Annotated in this window: 19 protein-coding genes; 10 read left to right on the forward strand and 9 right to left on the reverse strand. The window is 31.9% G+C overall.

From position 1 onward, the window contains the following. Positions 1–179 precede the first annotated feature (179 nt). Genes BB045_RS03990 through ychF form a run of 3 tightly spaced genes read left to right on the forward strand, consistent with a single transcriptional unit; the run spans position 180 to position 2395 of the window. Complete coding sequence (locus BB045_RS03990) at positions 180–1061, forward strand: mechanosensitive ion channel family protein (protein ID WP_011276872.1); 882 nt, start codon at positions 180–182, stop codon at positions 1059–1061. A gap of 21 nt (positions 1062–1082) precedes the next feature. Further along, positions 1083–1286, forward strand: coding sequence for a DUF951 domain-containing protein (locus BB045_RS03995; RefSeq protein WP_011276871.1), 204 nt, complete (start codon positions 1083–1085; stop codon positions 1284–1286). A gap of 11 nt (positions 1287–1297) precedes the next feature. Further along, on the forward strand, positions 1298–2395 hold the full coding sequence (gene ychF / locus BB045_RS04000) for a redox-regulated ATPase YchF (RefSeq protein WP_053019363.1): 1098 nt from the start codon (positions 1298–1300) through the stop codon (positions 2393–2395). Between the two features lie 139 nt (positions 2396–2534). Here ychF and BB045_RS04005 read toward each other — a convergent pair whose 3' ends face one another. Together BB045_RS04005 and BB045_RS04010 are read right to left on the reverse strand one after the other, a co-directional pair. Next, positions 2535–2726, reverse strand: coding sequence for a hypothetical protein (locus BB045_RS04005; RefSeq protein ID WP_011276869.1), 192 nt, complete (start codon positions 2724–2726; stop codon positions 2535–2537). Positions 2727–2791: 65 nt separating this feature from the next. Further along, positions 2792–3598 (reverse strand): glycoside hydrolase family 25 protein, encoded by an 807-nt coding sequence (locus tag BB045_RS04010; RefSeq protein WP_075140499.1) that lies wholly within the window; start codon positions 3596–3598, stop codon positions 2792–2794. A 290-nt stretch (positions 3599–3888) separates the two neighbouring features. Between BB045_RS04010 and rpsF the strand changes: the two genes are divergently transcribed. The 3 genes from rpsF to rpsR are packed head-to-tail and all read left to right on the forward strand — an operon-like array spanning position 3889 to position 5009. Beyond that, the gene (gene rpsF / locus BB045_RS04015) at positions 3889–4185 is read left to right on the forward strand and encodes a 30S ribosomal protein S6 (RefSeq protein ID WP_011276867.1); all 297 of its coding nucleotides are present in this window, start codon (positions 3889–3891) and stop codon (positions 4183–4185) included. 21 nt (positions 4186–4206) lie between these two features. After that, on the forward strand, positions 4207–4719 hold the full coding sequence (gene ssb / locus BB045_RS04020; RefSeq protein ID WP_011276866.1) for a single-stranded DNA-binding protein: 513 nt from the start codon (positions 4207–4209) through the stop codon (positions 4717–4719). A 47-nt stretch (positions 4720–4766) separates the two neighbouring features. Then, on the forward strand, positions 4767–5009 hold the full coding sequence (gene rpsR / locus BB045_RS04025) for a 30S ribosomal protein S18 (RefSeq protein ID WP_002447994.1): 243 nt from the start codon (positions 4767–4769) through the stop codon (positions 5007–5009). A 218-nt stretch (positions 5010–5227) separates the two neighbouring features. Here rpsR and BB045_RS04030 read toward each other — a convergent pair whose 3' ends face one another. Then, the gene (locus tag BB045_RS04030; protein ID WP_053019361.1) at positions 5228–6298 is read right to left on the reverse strand and encodes an Ltp family lipoprotein; all 1071 of its coding nucleotides are present in this window, start codon (positions 6296–6298) and stop codon (positions 5228–5230) included. A 203-nt stretch (positions 6299–6501) separates the two neighbouring features. Beyond that, positions 6502–6759 (reverse strand): hypothetical protein, encoded by a 258-nt coding sequence (locus BB045_RS04035; RefSeq protein WP_011276864.1) that lies wholly within the window; start codon positions 6757–6759, stop codon positions 6502–6504. A gap of 215 nt (positions 6760–6974) precedes the next feature. Between BB045_RS04035 and BB045_RS04040 the strand changes: the two genes are divergently transcribed. Beyond that, the gene (locus BB045_RS04040; protein ID WP_075140500.1) at positions 6975–7724 is read left to right on the forward strand and encodes an amidohydrolase family protein; all 750 of its coding nucleotides are present in this window, start codon (positions 6975–6977) and stop codon (positions 7722–7724) included. Between the two features lie 177 nt (positions 7725–7901). Continuing rightward, entirely contained in the window at positions 7902–8150 is a 249-nt protein-coding gene (locus tag BB045_RS04045) for a GlsB/YeaQ/YmgE family stress response membrane protein (RefSeq protein ID WP_011276862.1), read from the forward strand. A gap of 57 nt (positions 8151–8207) precedes the next feature. Here the strand turns inward: BB045_RS04045 and BB045_RS04050 are convergent, their stop codons facing one another. Then, positions 8208–8441: a hypothetical protein gene (locus BB045_RS04050; RefSeq protein WP_075140501.1), complete on the reverse strand. Its 234-nt coding sequence runs from the start codon at positions 8439–8441 to the stop codon at positions 8208–8210. A gap of 457 nt (positions 8442–8898) precedes the next feature. Between BB045_RS04050 and BB045_RS04055 the strand changes: the two genes are divergently transcribed. Together BB045_RS04055 and BB045_RS04060 are read left to right on the forward strand one after the other, a co-directional pair. Further along, complete coding sequence (locus BB045_RS04055; protein ID WP_075140502.1) at positions 8899–9528, forward strand: LysE family translocator; 630 nt, start codon at positions 8899–8901, stop codon at positions 9526–9528. Between the two features lie 23 nt (positions 9529–9551). Further along, positions 9552–10130 (forward strand): histidine phosphatase family protein, encoded by a 579-nt coding sequence (locus BB045_RS04060; protein ID WP_070840008.1) that lies wholly within the window; start codon positions 9552–9554, stop codon positions 10128–10130. 99 nt (positions 10131–10229) lie between these two features. Here BB045_RS04060 and BB045_RS04065 read toward each other — a convergent pair whose 3' ends face one another. The 4 genes from BB045_RS04065 to BB045_RS04080 all read right to left on the reverse strand — a co-directional run bounded on the left by BB045_RS04065 (position 10230) and on the right by BB045_RS04080 (position 14762). Continuing rightward, positions 10230–10856 (reverse strand): NDxxF motif lipoprotein, encoded by a 627-nt coding sequence (locus tag BB045_RS04065; protein WP_016931187.1) that lies wholly within the window; start codon positions 10854–10856, stop codon positions 10230–10232. A 598-nt stretch (positions 10857–11454) separates the two neighbouring features. Further along, on the reverse strand, positions 11455–12978 hold the full coding sequence (gene ahpF / locus BB045_RS04070) for an alkyl hydroperoxide reductase subunit F (RefSeq protein ID WP_075140503.1): 1524 nt from the start codon (positions 12976–12978) through the stop codon (positions 11455–11457). A 14-nt stretch (positions 12979–12992) separates the two neighbouring features. Further along, positions 12993–13562, reverse strand: coding sequence for an alkyl hydroperoxide reductase subunit C (gene ahpC / locus BB045_RS04075; protein ID WP_037538531.1), 570 nt, complete (start codon positions 13560–13562; stop codon positions 12993–12995). 420 nt (positions 13563–13982) lie between these two features. After that, the gene (locus BB045_RS04080; RefSeq protein ID WP_075140504.1) at positions 13983–14762 is read right to left on the reverse strand and encodes a 2-keto-4-pentenoate hydratase; all 780 of its coding nucleotides are present in this window, start codon (positions 14760–14762) and stop codon (positions 13983–13985) included. Positions 14763–14874: the final 112 nt, after the last annotated feature.

The raw sequence follows: 14874 nt of genomic DNA on the forward strand, positions 1-14874 counted from the left end.
ACGTAATCAATCGTATTGATAGAGTGATATTCTATGAAAGAGTGAGTTAAGATGTGTTACATCTTAGGCTTTGCTAAGGAAATAAGTAATAAAATAAAGCTTAAGACGGATACATATTGCGCAATAAATGATTATAATAATTTAATTATAAAAAAGTTGAATAGGGAGGTTACTATTACATGAATCAGGTCAAAAATGTATTGTCTTCATTATTTGAACCTTTAACTAAAATAGAAACATATGAAAATTTAGCTATTAAAATAGCATTAATTATCATATATATTATTGTTGCACTTATCGTCATAGCAATATTAAACAAAGTAATTGAACAAGCATTTAAAATTCAAAATCGCAGTAGCAAAGGCAATAAGAAACGTTCTCGAACGCTTATTTCTCTTGTGCAAAACGTAGTGAGCTACATTGTTTGGTTCATTGTGATTACTACTATCTTAAGTAAATTTGGAATTAGTGTTGAAGGTATCATCGCTAGTGCCGGTGTCGTCGGTTTAGCGGTTGGTTTCGGTGCTCAAACGATTGTTAAAGATATCATAACTGGTTTCTTTATTATATTTGAAAATCAATTTGATGTTGGGGACTATGTTAAAATCAATAGCGGTGGTACAACAGTAGCAGAAGGAACAGTAAAATCTATTGGCTTAAGATCAACGCGAATTAACACAATCACTGGTGAATTAACGATTTTACCAAATGGTAGTATGGGAGAAATTACTAATTTCTCTATTACCAATGGTTTCTCTATAGTAGAAATTCCGGTATCTGTAGAAGAAAACTTAGACAAGGTAGAAAAGCGTCTAAATAAACTATTTACTGCAATGCGCAGCAAATATTACTTATTTATCACTGATCCAGTCGTAGAAGGTATTGATTCGTTGGATGAAACTAAAGTAACGTTTAGAATATCTGCTGAAACCATTCCAGGTGAAGGTGCATCCGGCTCAAGAATATTACGTAAAGAAATTCAAAGAGTATTTGTTCAAGAAGGTATTAAATTACCACAACCAATTTATATTAAAAATAATAATCAACAAGGAAAATCTTAATTATTATTGAGGGGTAATTTCATGACGTCAAATTATGGAATAAATGATATAGTAGAGATGAAAAAGCAACATGCATGTGGAACTAATCGATTTAAAATTATTCGTATGGGTGCTGATATTCGCATCAAATGTGAGAATTGCCAACGAAGTATTATGATTCCACGTCAAACGTTCAATAAAAAATTAAAGAAAATATTAGTATCAAATCAAGATACTGAAGGTTAGGAGAATGATTAATGGCTTTAACAGCAGGAATCGTAGGATTACCGAACGTAGGTAAATCTACCTTATTTAATGCAATAACTAAAGCGGGAGCGTTAGCCGCTAACTATCCATTCGCAACAATTGATCCAAACGTAGGTATCGTAGAGGTGCCAGATTCACGTTTAAATAAATTAACAGAAATGGTTGAACCTAAAAAAACTATTCCTACAACTTTTGAGTTTACTGATATTGCAGGTATTGTAAAAGGTGCTTCTAAAGGTGAAGGTTTAGGAAACAAATTCCTTTCACATATTCGTGAAGTAGATGCAATTTGCCAAGTTGTACGTGCATTTGATGATGAAAATGTAACGCACGTATCAGGACGTGTAAATCCTTTAGATGATATTGAAGTTATTAATATGGAATTAGTATTAGCAGACTTAGAATCTGTTGAAAAACGTTTGCCTCGAATTGAAAAAATGGCGCGTCAAAAAGATAAAACTGCTGAAATGGAAATGAGAATTCTGTCTAGAATCAAAGAAGCACTTGAAAATGGTGATCCTGTACGTAGCTTAGACTTCAATGAAGAAGATCAAAGATATGTTAACCAAGCACAATTATTAACGTCTAAGAAAATGTTATATATTGCCAATGTTGGAGAAGACGAGATTGGTGATGAAGATAACGATAAAGTAAAAGCAATTCGAGAATATGCAACGAAAGAAGATTCTGAAGTTATCGTTATTAGTGCAAAAATCGAAGAAGAAATCGCTACATTAGATGACGAAGATAGAGAAATGTTCTTAGAAGATTTAGGCATTGAGGAACCAGGACTAGACGTACTTATCAGAACAACATATGATTTATTGGGTTTATCAACATACTTTACTGCAGGTGTACAAGAAGTGCGTGCTTGGACATTCAGACAAGGTATGACAGCACCACAATGTGCAGGTATTATTCACACTGACTTTGAACGTGGATTTATCCGTGCCGAAGTGACAAGTTATGATGACTATGTTGAGCATGGTGGCGAACAAGGTGCTAAAGAAGCGGGTAAACAACGTTTAGAAGGTAAAGAATACATTATGCAAGATGGCGATATCGTACACTTTAGATTTAACGTTTAATAATCACATCTAATTATTTATAGCGATATGCATAGTAAAAATTAAATATTTGATAAAAATAAAAAGCAATGTAAGTTTCGCTTGGCTTGAGTGACAGGAGACTTACATTGCTTTTTTATATTGTTTATTTCATTATATCTTAAAAGAACGGTATAACTTTACTTGCTTCAATAATATCTTTGGTACTAAAAAACTGTTTACCTTCTCCAGTGTAAGCAGGTTCTAGAATCATATTGGCTTTCGCACAATATAACCATTCTGGATTGATACCGCAATTTAAGACTTCTTGAAATTCTTGAAAATCTTTATTCCAATCTAAATCTAATTGCATGTTTTACACCTCGACTATATTATAGAACAAGTGTTCGTAAAAATAAAGTGCTATGTATAAATTTTTTAACTAGTAAACCAATCAGCAGTAACATTCGCATCTAAGTAATTCGCATCAACGTTTTGGTTTAGCTCAGGGGCATAGTAACTATCTGTGTATTGCCATAAAACTTTCTCTCTATTAGGTTCTTGCGTTTGATAAGCTGCTAACCAATAACCATCATAGGCACTTACAGCATTCGGAACGTTGTTGGTCATAAAGTTCTCATAAGAATAAAATAATACTTTTTTATTCCCTGCAAGTTGTTTCATTTCATCAGCCCAAGCTTTTGTAGCAGTGTCAGCATCACCAGAACTGATTGAATTTTGTTCAAAATCATTTACATAGAATGAAGCTTTAGGTGCACGACTATAAAGCGTTTGAGCTTCATTTCGAGCATCATCAGCATTTTCATACAGGCTATATGAATAGACGCCGAATTTCATATTATTTTTATCTAATAAAGCTGAATTATTCTCCAAACATTGATCAACATATTCTGAACCATATTGACCTCTGATAATGATGAAATCATAATCTTGCTTTAGTTGTTTAACTTGTGCATTCGTTAAGTTTCCTTGCCATTCTGAAATATCTAACACACGATCACCATTTTGTGTTGTGATTGCTTTAGATTTTGTTGAAAAGGTTGAACGGTTACTAGTAGCGTTGTTTTGTTCATTGGGATGATTTTTTAGATATTTTTGATATCCATACCCCATCGTTCCTTTTTGGCTACCTTCAGTTTGTTCAGAAGCGTTTGCATTTAACGCACCTATAGAAGTTGCCATAATAGTTAAACATGCAATAGATGATGTTGTTTTCTTGAACATTTGAGCTCTCCTTTAGATATTTTATTTTTTTAAAATAATATTAATATGCAAAATGCAGTTGTGATGTTAGTACAAAAACTAATGATTCTCAACTTTATAATTGACACGATACATATGTAGAAAAATAAGGTTATGAACAATGTAAATTAGCGGGACAGATGCTGAATAAAATATATTGTAAAAAGTAATACTCTGTGCTATAATCCTTGATTGTGAGTAATGAAAATTATTCCTTGCTTATCGTTAGTATTCGATAGGCCGCATAGACCACAAGGAGGTGCAAGTATAAAATGAGAACATATGAAATTATGTATGTCGTACGTCCAAACATTGAAGAAGATGCTAAAAAAGCAGTTGTTGAACGCTTCAACGGTATCTTAGCTTCAGAAGGATCAGAAGTTTTAGAAGAAAAAGACTGGGGTAAACGCCGTCTTGCTTATGAAATTGAAGATTTCAAAGAAGGTTTCTATAACATCGTACGTATTAAAACTGATAACAACAGAGCTACAGACGAATTCCAACGTTTAGCTAAAATCAGTGACGATATCATCCGTTATATCGTTATCCGTGAAGACCAAGATAAGTAATAAATTAATGGGGGCGTTTTAATGATAAACAGAGTTGTATTAGTAGGTCGTTTAACTAAAGATCCAGAATACAGAACCACTCCCTCAGGCGTAAGTGTAGCGACATTTACTCTAGCAGTTAATCGTACTTTCACGAATGCTCAAGGGGAACGCGAAGCTGACTTCATCAATGTTGTTGTATTTAGAAGACAAGCAGAGAATGTGAATAATTATTTATTCAAAGGTAGTCTAGCTGGCGTTGATGGTCGCATACAATCACGCAGTTATGAAAATCAAGAAGGTCGTCGTATCTTTGTTACTGAAGTTGTAGCAGATAGTGTTCAATTCCTTGAACCTAAAAATGCTCAAGGTGGCCAACGTAATCAAAGTAATAACAATGATTTCCAAGACTACGGTCAAGGATTTGGTGGTCAACAATCAGGACAAAATACGTCTTACAATAACAATAATTCATCAAACAATAAACAATCTGATAATCCATTTGCAAACGCAAACGGACCGATTGATATTAGTGATGATGACTTACCATTCTAATAACAAAATGAACGTATAAAAAAATATTCCAAAGGAGGTAATTAACCATGGCAGGTGGACCAAGAAGAGGCGGACGTCGTCGTAAAAAAGTATGCTATTTCACAGCAAATGGTATTACACACATTGACTATAAAGACACTGAATTATTAAAACGTTTTATCTCAGAACGCGGTAAAATTTTACCACGTCGTGTAACTGGTACTTCAGCTAAATATCAACGTATGTTGACTACAGCTATCAAACGTGCTCGTCATATGGCTTTATTACCATATGTTAAAGACGAAAACTAATATATAGGTATTGGTTAAACCCCGTAGGCTTAAGGCTTATGGGGTTATTTTTTTGTGCTTTGAATTTTAGGGAAAGGATAGAAAAGGGATATAATAATAATTTTACATAAAGCACTTAGTAGTACTACACAAAAAAATCCCCACCAATACTAAATTGATAATTTAGCTTGAAGGGGATTTAATATTATAAATACTAATATTTTATGGTCATTAAATCATTATTTTAAATGATCAACGGCATATTGTGCTTCTTCTTCAGTGAATTTGAAACCATCTTTAGAAGACAACATATCCTTAATATCTGATTTAGAAGTATCGCCATTCTTAGATAAAGATTTGGCTCTTTCTAGTGCATTCTCTTTGTAGTCTACTTTTACATTATCGGCAGCATATTTTGCTTCATCTTCTGTGAAATCGTCGTATTCTACTAACTTATTATAAAGTTCACTTTTTGATTCGATAGAGTCTTGCATATATCGTTGGGCATTTTTTAATGCATTCTTTTTAAAATCCGTCTTCAAATGTTTCATTGCGTAATCTGCTTCATCTTTCGTAAATTGACGCCCATCTTTAGACGTAAGTTCGTCTTCAAGTTGCGATTTTGAAGAATAAGATTGGTCACTGATATGTTTTGCTGTTTCTAACGCATTTTCTTTATAGTCAATTTTTGCATGCTTCATCGCATAATCTACTTGTTCACTAGTAAATTGACCTGAATTTTCATCATTTTTAAGATAATCAGTTAGTTCTTTTTTCGAAAAATGTAAGTTATCACTACTTTCTTCTGCAGTTTTTAACGCATTTTCCTTATAATCTACATCTTTTAAATGATTAACGGCATATTTAGCTGTACTAGAATTAAATTTATCACCACTACTAGAAGTCAATTGGTTATAGATACCTTTTTTAGACATGTACATCGATTTAGCATAAGTTTCAGCACGTTGCAAAGCTTCTTCTTTATCATTCCCGCCAGCTTTACGAGAGTTACCTTCTTGTTTGGATTCATGTGTTGCATTTTCACTATCACTTGATGAAATTGAGTCTGAGACTTTCATAAAAATCACACAAGCTGCTAGTACTAATATAATTAAAATAACTAGACAGCCACAACCGGCGCCGCATCCAATAAGCCAATATTTCCCTTTATTAGAACTATTGGAATCATCGTTTTGAGTACTTTCATTATTACTCACATTTTCATTTTTATCTTGATTATGTATATTGTTTTCTTGTGATTGTTCTTGGGATGAATTGGTATTATTTGGTGGCTCTTCATTAAATGCCATTAAAATATCCTCCTTGTAGTTGGTTAACACTAATTACAATCATACATAAATTAAAATTTACATACAATAGCTATAAAAATTATTTTGTGACATTAATTTAAATTCAAGTCATTATATCGCAATTAATTTTATTTAAAAAGAAAATTATGATAAAAAAGCCTGTCATACACTAAATATATAGTATGACAGGCATTTAATAGAAATTATAAACGAATATCGATATCGTCAATTTGCTGTTGATATTCTTTGTATTTACTTTCGACTAACATTTGATAAGGTGTGTCAAAGAAGTCTGCGAGAATCATTGCATCTTTAAACTTAGGTTCATGTTGATGATTTTCCCATTCCCATAATTGATGTGGTTCATAATGTGTACCATATTTTTTATTAATTAATTCTGTTAATTCGTTAATTTCAAGATTTCGTTTAGTTCTTAAATTAAAAAGTGTATGTGAACTCATGAAACATAACCTCCTAAAAAACAAGTTTGAATTTAAATTGTTTTTACTTACTTTCCAATTCATTAATTATAAGTAAATAATTTGAATCTTTTATATACAACCTAAGTTATTTAACTATACTAGTCTTGTTCACAATAATTATCAAGTCTTTTAGCTGATAAATATTAATTATGTTATCTTTATTTCAAGAAATATAAATGTAGGGGAAATTTATAATGAAACTATTTGATTCGCATTTTCATATCATTGATTATAATTTTCCGGTGAAGGAAAATAACGGCTATATGCCTCCATCATTTAAGGTTAATGACTATTTAAATCATACTCAGCAATTAAATGTTGTTGGTGGCGCAATTGTATCAGGGTCATTTCAAGGATTTGACCAAGATTATTTAATATCAGCTTTAAATCAACTTCAGGGTCAATTTGTTGGGATAACGCAGCTACCTGCATCTACATCTGATGATGAAATTCTTCGATTACATGATGAAGGAGTTAGAGGTATTCGATTTAATGTTAAACGTGGTGGGTCTGAAGATATAGCGCTTATTAAGACGTTTGCACAAAGAGTCTATGATTTAGTTGGCTGGCATTCTGAAATATATATTGAATCCAAACAATTAAAAGACTATAAAGAAATTATAAGTTCGTTACCTAAAGTATCAATCGATCATCTTGGCTTAACCGTAGAGGGTTTTGAAGATTTAAAAGCATTAGTCAAACAAGGTGTTTATGTTAAAGCAACAGGATTTGGACGTATAGAAGTTGAGCCTATTGCAGTCATTAAGGAACTGATTGACATTAATCCTGATGCCATTATGTTTGGTACAGATTTACCTTCCCCGCGAGCAAAGCGTCCTTTTAGTGAACGAGATATTGAGTTAATTCAAAAGCATTTTGATGAAGAGACACAAGAGAAGATCTTTTGTAAAAATGCATTAAAATTTTACAGAATTTCAGAATGAAAATCGAATTTGTAGTAGTGGAAAACGAATATATAAATTATCCATAATTTTTATAATGAGATTTGATATAAGTTTAAATAAAAATATAATAAAATTATATGCTAATGTTTATTCATATTGATGCGTGGTATATATAAGAAGTATATAAAAATAGAAGATGTAAGGAGAGTTCTGAATATGGGCTTTATTGTTATGTTAATAGTCGGAGGATTAATCGGCTGGGTTGCCGGTATGATCATGGGTAAAGATATCCCAGGTGGTATCATCGGTAACATCATCGCTGGTTTAATCGGTTCAGCTGTAGGTAGTAAATTGTTAGGTACTTGGGGACCTGTATGGGGTGGCGTACCAATCATTCCAGCACTAATCGGTGCAATTATTGTTATTTTCGTTGTTTCTTTAATTTTAAAAGCACTTAGAAAATAATAGCAATATTAAGAGAGCTACTTTAATAGTAGCTCTCTTTTTTAGTTTAATGAAATTTTAAATAATTAAAGCCTGATGGTTATGAATATCTTCAAAATCATAGTTCTTTATAATCTCACATCCTAGTGGATGTCTACCATTATCAACGTGCTTATTAACTTCTTCTAATACTTCCAGAATTTCATACTCAGGCGTTTCAATATTAAATGAATACCTAAATATATGTCCGTGATCCGATTTAACAGTTGCCATGAGTTCGTCGTTTACCATTTTATAACCTAGTAATTCCATTATTGATTCCCCTCCAATAAGTGTGATTACTTAGTTATAATGTAGCATGTAAAAATGCATGATGACAGTAATTTTACTTAAATGTTAATGATTATCATTTCACTTATCTTTTTGAGGGGATATATTTTAAAAGTAGCTAAAATTGGGCATAAAAAGAGGGTGACGTCGGGTTAAGGCGTCACCCAGGAGTATTATGTTCATGAATATAAAAGACTTTGTAGTTATTATTTAACTACACCCTAATACTACCATGTTACCTACCATAATGACAATAAAAAGTGCTTAAAATATAAAAAAATTCCGTTTAGTACTAATATTTGTAAAAAGTTATATTTAAGTTATTTATTAAACTTAAAATGATTGTGTTGCTTATTAACATTTAGACTACGCGTAGACTTACATATCTATATAAGTTATGGCATAATGTTTATAATATTTTATTGAAGAGGGTGTATATATGGATGGAATAATAACGTTTATTACTATTACGCTACTTATTATCATTGTGCCTGGTCCAGACTTTTTGATTGTCATGAAAAACACAATCCATTCGGGCAAACTAAATGGTTCTATGGCAGCTTTAGGTATTACCTCTGCTCATATCATTTATTCATCGTTAGCTGTATTGGGAATTATATATATTCTTACAAGTTTATATTACGTATTTTTGATTATAAAAATTCTAGGTGTCTGTTATCTGATTTATCTAGGCGTACAAAGTATTCGTTCAGCTCGTCAGTCGATGAACTTTAATACGGGTGGTATTAAAGTCAATGATGTGAGTTGTTTTACCTCATATCGACAAGGCTTTCTAAGCACAATTTTGAACCCTAAAGCGTTACTTTATTATGTGAGTGTTTTACCGCAATTTTTGTCAACTGGCGGAATTGAAGTGAAATCACAAGTAGCCATTTTATCTTTAGCAGTCATTATGATTATCTTAATTTGGTTTTTATTCTGTGTATTTGTATTTCAATATATTAAATTATTATTCAGTCAGCCTAAAGTAAAAGCTATATTTGATTATACTGTAGGTTTTATTTTAATAGGATTATCAATTAATTTATTATTAAGCAAGAGTAGTTAAATTTCAGTAAAGGATTGTAGTATATGAAATTATATTTAGTGAGACATGGAGAATCACAATCAAATTATGATAATAAACATAATCGAGCTTATTTCTGTGGCCAATTAGATGTGCCATTAACCAAGAAAGGTATTGAAGGCGCAAAAAATTTGGAAAGCTACTTTAAAGACAAACATATTGATCATGTTTATATATCTGATTTAACTCGAACACAGGAAACCTATCATTATATCTTTCCATATGACATACCTTCTACTATCACTTCATTGCTTCGAGAACGTTCTTTAGGAGTATTTGAAGGAGAGTATAAAGATAAGTTAATGCAAGATGCACAATATCATCGTTACTTTAACGATCCTGAATATAAAGATTTTCGTCATAGTTTCACTCAAAAAGCACCTATGGGTGAAAGTTATAGAGATGTATATAATAGAGTTCATCAATTCTTTGAACAAATGAATATGAGTGACGATGAAATAATTGTAATCGTAGCACATCAAGTAGTTATTCGTTGTATATTTGCATATTTCAATGTAATTGGTGAAGAAGAAGCATTAGATTACAATGTTGAAAATTGTAAACCATACTTTTTAGAAGTATAAAATGTATAATAACAATTAATTAACACGCAAAAATCCAAACCGTATATTTTAACGGTTTGGATTTTTATGTGCCTAGAAAAGTATGTCAGTCACAACATTTTATTTATCTAAAACGTCAGATTTAATATTTTTATCGTCTAGGAATTTTTGAATTTTATCTTGTTGTTTACCATTTACATCACCTGCATAATGTGTAGGCACATCGACAACGTTAATTGTATTTTGTGGTTCATAATTAAGCTGCTCAATGCTCTTATCTACATCTGCGATTGTGCTATTTAAGGCGTGGAAATAATTAATAATACGCTCCGTGTTTTCCTTATACCCAGAAGGTAAGGTATTGTTTTTAACGAATTTTTTGAAATGTAAATCATTTTTAACAGCTAAGTTTGATAATTTGCTCAGCTTTTTAGCTTGTTTATCAGTGACTCTTGTTTGTCCTGTGCTTTGTCGGTCAATTTGACTTTGCATCACGTATTTATTATCTAAAATATCGCTATTAACATCTAAATATTTTTTAATGGCTTTATTCATTTCATCTTCGCTAAGTTTTTGGTTCTCTTTATTTGAAGTGAAAATATCACTTTCTGTTAAATTTTTAGCGTGTTTTGGTGCATTAACGCCATTACTATGATGGTCTGTTGTATCATTATCATCTTCAGGTGCACAAGCACTTAATGTTAGTAATAATGATAAAAAGAGACCTATTAATATATTCTTCTTCATAGGTTTATAAATCTCCTTTATTAGTAACGCAACTATAATTTTACATAATAATAGATTATCATTTATCGAAAAATAATTGAATGTTAAGTACTTAAATTCATAGCCATCTATGAACAATTTGTGGCATTTATCTAGTTACATAGTTTGTAAATCGGCTAAAAGATTATCTAGGATTTTATGGGTCATAGGTAACTTTTTTAATTTTCTCTTATTAATTAGTATAAGTGATTCACTATTTTTAAAAAAAATACTAATATAAATTCTTTCAGATTGGCTCATCTCATTGTAAAGTTGTGTTAATGTTTCGGATTGTGAAGCGAATTGAAGTAGCGTATAGACTTTACTGTAATGAGATGATGGATTTACAAGTAGCTTCAAATTACTCAATTGTTCTTCTGAAATTAGGGAAAGAGATTCGTGACATACAGTGACCTCCAACTGTACAAACATAGATTAGCAAAGATAAAGTGAAAGTTACAAAAAAACAGAGACGCTTGTAAAAAACGTCTCTGCTTTATATGAAGATATTTGATAGGTTAAGTGTTTAATATGGATAAATGTGAAGTAAATAAACTTCTAACATATCCTAAAAAGATTATTAATTTCTAATGATATAATCAAATGCATTTAATGCCGCATTGGCACCTGCACCCATAGAAATAATAATTTGTTTATTTTTCTGATCGGTAACGTCACCAGCAGCAAATATACCTGGAACGTTTGTATTGTTATTACGGTCAATAACAACTTCGCCACGGTTATTTAGTTCTACTGCATCACCAATCCAACTTGTATTTGGAACTAGTCCGATTTGAACGAAGATACCATCTAAACTTAATTCTTTCATTTCGCCAGAATTTAAATCTTCGTAACTAATACCAGTTACATGATCTTCACCTAATACTTCAGCAGTTCGTGCATTAGTGTGGATATCTACGTTTGATAGTGAACGTAAACGATCTTGTAATACAGTGTCTGCTTTAAGTTCTGATGAATATTCAAATAAAGTAACATGTTTAACAATTCCTGCTAAGTCGATAGCAGCTTCAACACCAGAGTTTCCTCCGCCGATAACTGCAACGTCTTTGTTTTCAAATAAAGGACCATCACAGTGAGGGCAGAAAGCAACACCTTTATTGATTAAACGATCTTCACCAGGAATGTTAAGTTTACGCCAGCTTGCACCTGTTGAAATAATAGCGGTTTTAGTTTCTAAAACTGCATTATTTTCAAGTGTGACACGAATAGCTTGGTCTGTCTTCTCGATATTAGTAGCACGGATGCCTGTCATTGTATCAATATCATATTCTTCAATATGAGCAGCTAAATTAGCTGAGAATTGAGAACCTGTTGTTTCTTTTACAGTGATAAAGTTCTCGATGCCAGCAGTATCATTAACTTGACCACCAATACGGTCAGCAATAATACCTGTACGTAGTCCTTTACGAGCTGTATAAATTGCGGCACTACCACTAGCTGGACCACCACCGATGATTAAAACATCATATGGATCTTTACCTTCAAATTCAGAAGCATCTTGTGTACTGCCTAATTTAGTTAAGATATCTGAAATAGTCATACGTCCATTGCCAAATTCTTCACCATCTAAGAATACAGCTGGGACAGCCATGATATCTTCTGATTCTTCACGGAATACAGAACCATCAATCATTGTATGAGTGATATTAGGGTTAACAACACTCATTAGATTTAATGCTTGAACAACGTCAGGACATTTTTGACATGTCAAACTAACGTAGGTTTCAAAGTTGTATTTACCTTCTAATCCTTTAATTTGATCAATAATTGATTGTTTCTCTTTAGGTGCACGACCACTTACTTGTAAAATTGCTAATACAAGAGAATTAAATTCATGACCTAATGGAATTCCGGCAAACGTTACGCCAACTTCTTCATCAGGTTTGCTGACTGAGAAGCTTGGTGTACGTTTTGATTCTTTTTCTACGATTGTTATATGTTCAGACATTTCAGCGATTTCATCTAAAAGTTCTTTAAGTTCTTTAGATTTGTCGTCAGAACCGATACTAGCTCTGAATTCTACATCGCCTTCCATTAGTCCTAAAAGTTGTTGTAATTGTTGTTTTAAATCAGCATTAAGCATTCTTTAATGCCTCCTTAAATTTTACCTACTAAGTCTAATCCTGGTTGTAATGATTCAGAACCTTCTTCCCATTTAGCTGGGCATACTTCACCTGGATGTTGACGTACATATTGAGCGGCTTTGATTTTATTTACTAATGTGCTTGCGTCACGGCCAATACCATCTGCATTAATTTCAGCTGCTTGAACAACGCCGTCTGGATCAATGATGAAAGTACCACGTTGAGCTAAACCAGCTTCTTCATCTAAGACATCAAAATTACGAGTGATTGTTTGAGAAGGGTCACCGATCATTTGATATTGGATTTTACTGATTGCATCTGAATGATCATGCCAAGCTTTGTGTACGAAATGAGTATCAGTTGATACTGAGAATACATTTACACCTAAGTCTTGTAATTTATCATATTGGTTTTGTAAATCTTCTAATTCGGTTGGGCATACGAATGAGAAGTCAGCTGGGTAGAAACATACTACGCTCCAAGAACCTTTTAAATCATCTTGGCTTACTTCTTTGAATTCGTCTTTTTTAGGATCATAAGCTTGCGCTGTGAATGGTAGAATTTCTTTATTGATTAATGACATAACTTAAATTCCTCCTGATTATCATGAATATTAATTAGAACTACATAATAATTATTGCTTGTTTATAATAATTCTAATTTCTTAAATATTATTATTACATGCTATTTCCTATTCGTCAACTTAATGCACTTATAACTATTGAAATGTTGATTTAACATTGTTCAAATAGGTTTTTTGAATCATATATTGAGAAAGTAAATATGTGTTTAAGTTTTAGTGTTTATTTTGAAAATGTTATTTTAAAAGTGCTTATGAATATCAATTAACTTTTTCCATTCTCAACTAAACATATGTTTTTGATAATAAATAATATGAATAATTAAAAAGACGGAATAGAAATCAACATTAATGATGAGGATTTCATATCCCGTTCAACAATGGCTAATGTATGGGTTAGTTCTTTATAACTTAAATAGTCAGTTAATCAATAACTTTAACTGTGACAGATCCTACTCTATCATAGTCAGCAGTATAAGTACCTTCTTCTAAATTTAAAGGAGAAATGAAGGTTCCAGATGAAATAAATTGTCCTCTTTTTAATGATTTACCATGAGAATGTAATTTTTTGTTTAACCATTTTACTGATTCAATTGGGTTGCCAAGCACTTCACTAGAGTGACCCGTTTCAATTTGGTTATCATCCTTGAATAACTTTAAATTAATATCAGCAAATGCCTCGTAATCAAGAGGTGTGATACGTTCACCAACCACAATAAGTCCAGTAGCTGTATTATCAGAAATTAAATCACCTAAAGTGAAATTTGGGAACCAATCTTTATAACGTGCATCGGGAATTTCGATGCCTGGTGAGACTTTTACGCTTTCTAATATCGTTTGTGTATCAGCATCTTCAGGTAAATCCGCAGTTAATTCGAAAATAATTTCAGGCTCCAATAGTGGTGCAAATAACGTTGTAAGAGATACACCATGACCGTTTTCTACGACTTGATGAGATAAAATAGTACCGTATGCTGGTTCATTAGTGTTAGCAATTGCTTGAGTTGCAGCACTCGTCATACTAACTTTATAACCTTTAATAGGTACATTCTTCTCGGCTTGAATTTGATGGATAAGATCATCTTGTGTTTTGTAAGCTTCTGGTTCAGTTAGATTATATGTTTTGCTTACAAATTCGATAGGTTCTTTTGAAATGTATGCTTGAAATAAGGCATTTGATACTTCTTTGTTTGCTTGACTCATGATATCTCTCCTTAAATATCTGAAAATTGTTGCTATTATGATAACTATAAAATTATTATCATGCAAATGTTTTACGGAAGATAGTTAAACCTTTATAAAAGCAAAATGAAAT

Origin of the sequence: Staphylococcus sp. MB377, from assembly GCF_001922505.1 — a bacterium.
GTDB lineage: Bacteria > Bacillota > Bacilli > Staphylococcales > Staphylococcaceae > Staphylococcus > Staphylococcus haemolyticus.

Coding starts and splice junctions, on each gene's coding strand:
- BB045_RS03990 (WP_011276872.1), top strand. CDS start 180: ATGAATCAGGTCAAAAATGTATTGTCTTCATTATTTGAACCTTTAACT.
- BB045_RS03995 (WP_011276871.1), top strand. CDS start 1,083: ATGACGTCAAATTATGGAATAAATGATATAGTAGAGATGAAAAAGCAA.
- ychF (WP_053019363.1), top strand. CDS start 1,298: ATGGCTTTAACAGCAGGAATCGTAGGATTACCGAACGTAGGTAAATCT.
- BB045_RS04005 (WP_011276869.1), bottom strand. CDS start 2,726: ATGCAATTAGATTTAGATTGGAATAAAGATTTTCAAGAATTTCAAGAA.
- BB045_RS04010 (WP_075140499.1), bottom strand. CDS start 3,598: ATGTTCAAGAAAACAACATCATCTATTGCATGTTTAACTATTATGGCA.
- rpsF (WP_011276867.1), top strand. CDS start 3,889: ATGAGAACATATGAAATTATGTATGTCGTACGTCCAAACATTGAAGAA.
- ssb (WP_011276866.1), top strand. CDS start 4,207: ATGATAAACAGAGTTGTATTAGTAGGTCGTTTAACTAAAGATCCAGAA.
- rpsR (WP_002447994.1), top strand. CDS start 4,767: ATGGCAGGTGGACCAAGAAGAGGCGGACGTCGTCGTAAAAAAGTATGC.
- BB045_RS04030 (WP_053019361.1), bottom strand. CDS start 6,298: ATGGCATTTAATGAAGAGCCACCAAATAATACCAATTCATCCCAAGAA.
- BB045_RS04035 (WP_011276864.1), bottom strand. CDS start 6,759: ATGAGTTCACATACACTTTTTAATTTAAGAACTAAACGAAATCTTGAA.
- BB045_RS04040 (WP_075140500.1), top strand. CDS start 6,975: ATGAAACTATTTGATTCGCATTTTCATATCATTGATTATAATTTTCCG.
- BB045_RS04045 (WP_011276862.1), top strand. CDS start 7,902: ATGGGCTTTATTGTTATGTTAATAGTCGGAGGATTAATCGGCTGGGTT.
- BB045_RS04050 (WP_075140501.1), bottom strand. CDS start 8,441: ATGGAATTACTAGGTTATAAAATGGTAAACGACGAACTCATGGCAACT.
- BB045_RS04055 (WP_075140502.1), top strand. CDS start 8,899: ATGGATGGAATAATAACGTTTATTACTATTACGCTACTTATTATCATT.
- BB045_RS04060 (WP_070840008.1), top strand. CDS start 9,552: ATGAAATTATATTTAGTGAGACATGGAGAATCACAATCAAATTATGAT.
- BB045_RS04065 (WP_016931187.1), bottom strand. CDS start 10,856: ATGAAGAAGAATATATTAATAGGTCTCTTTTTATCATTATTACTAACA.
- ahpF (WP_075140503.1), bottom strand. CDS start 12,978: ATGCTTAATGCTGATTTAAAACAACAATTACAACAACTTTTAGGACTA.
- ahpC (WP_037538531.1), bottom strand. CDS start 13,562: ATGTCATTAATCAATAAAGAAATTCTACCATTCACAGCGCAAGCTTAT.
- BB045_RS04080 (WP_075140504.1), bottom strand. CDS start 14,762: ATGAGTCAAGCAAACAAAGAAGTATCAAATGCCTTATTTCAAGCATAC.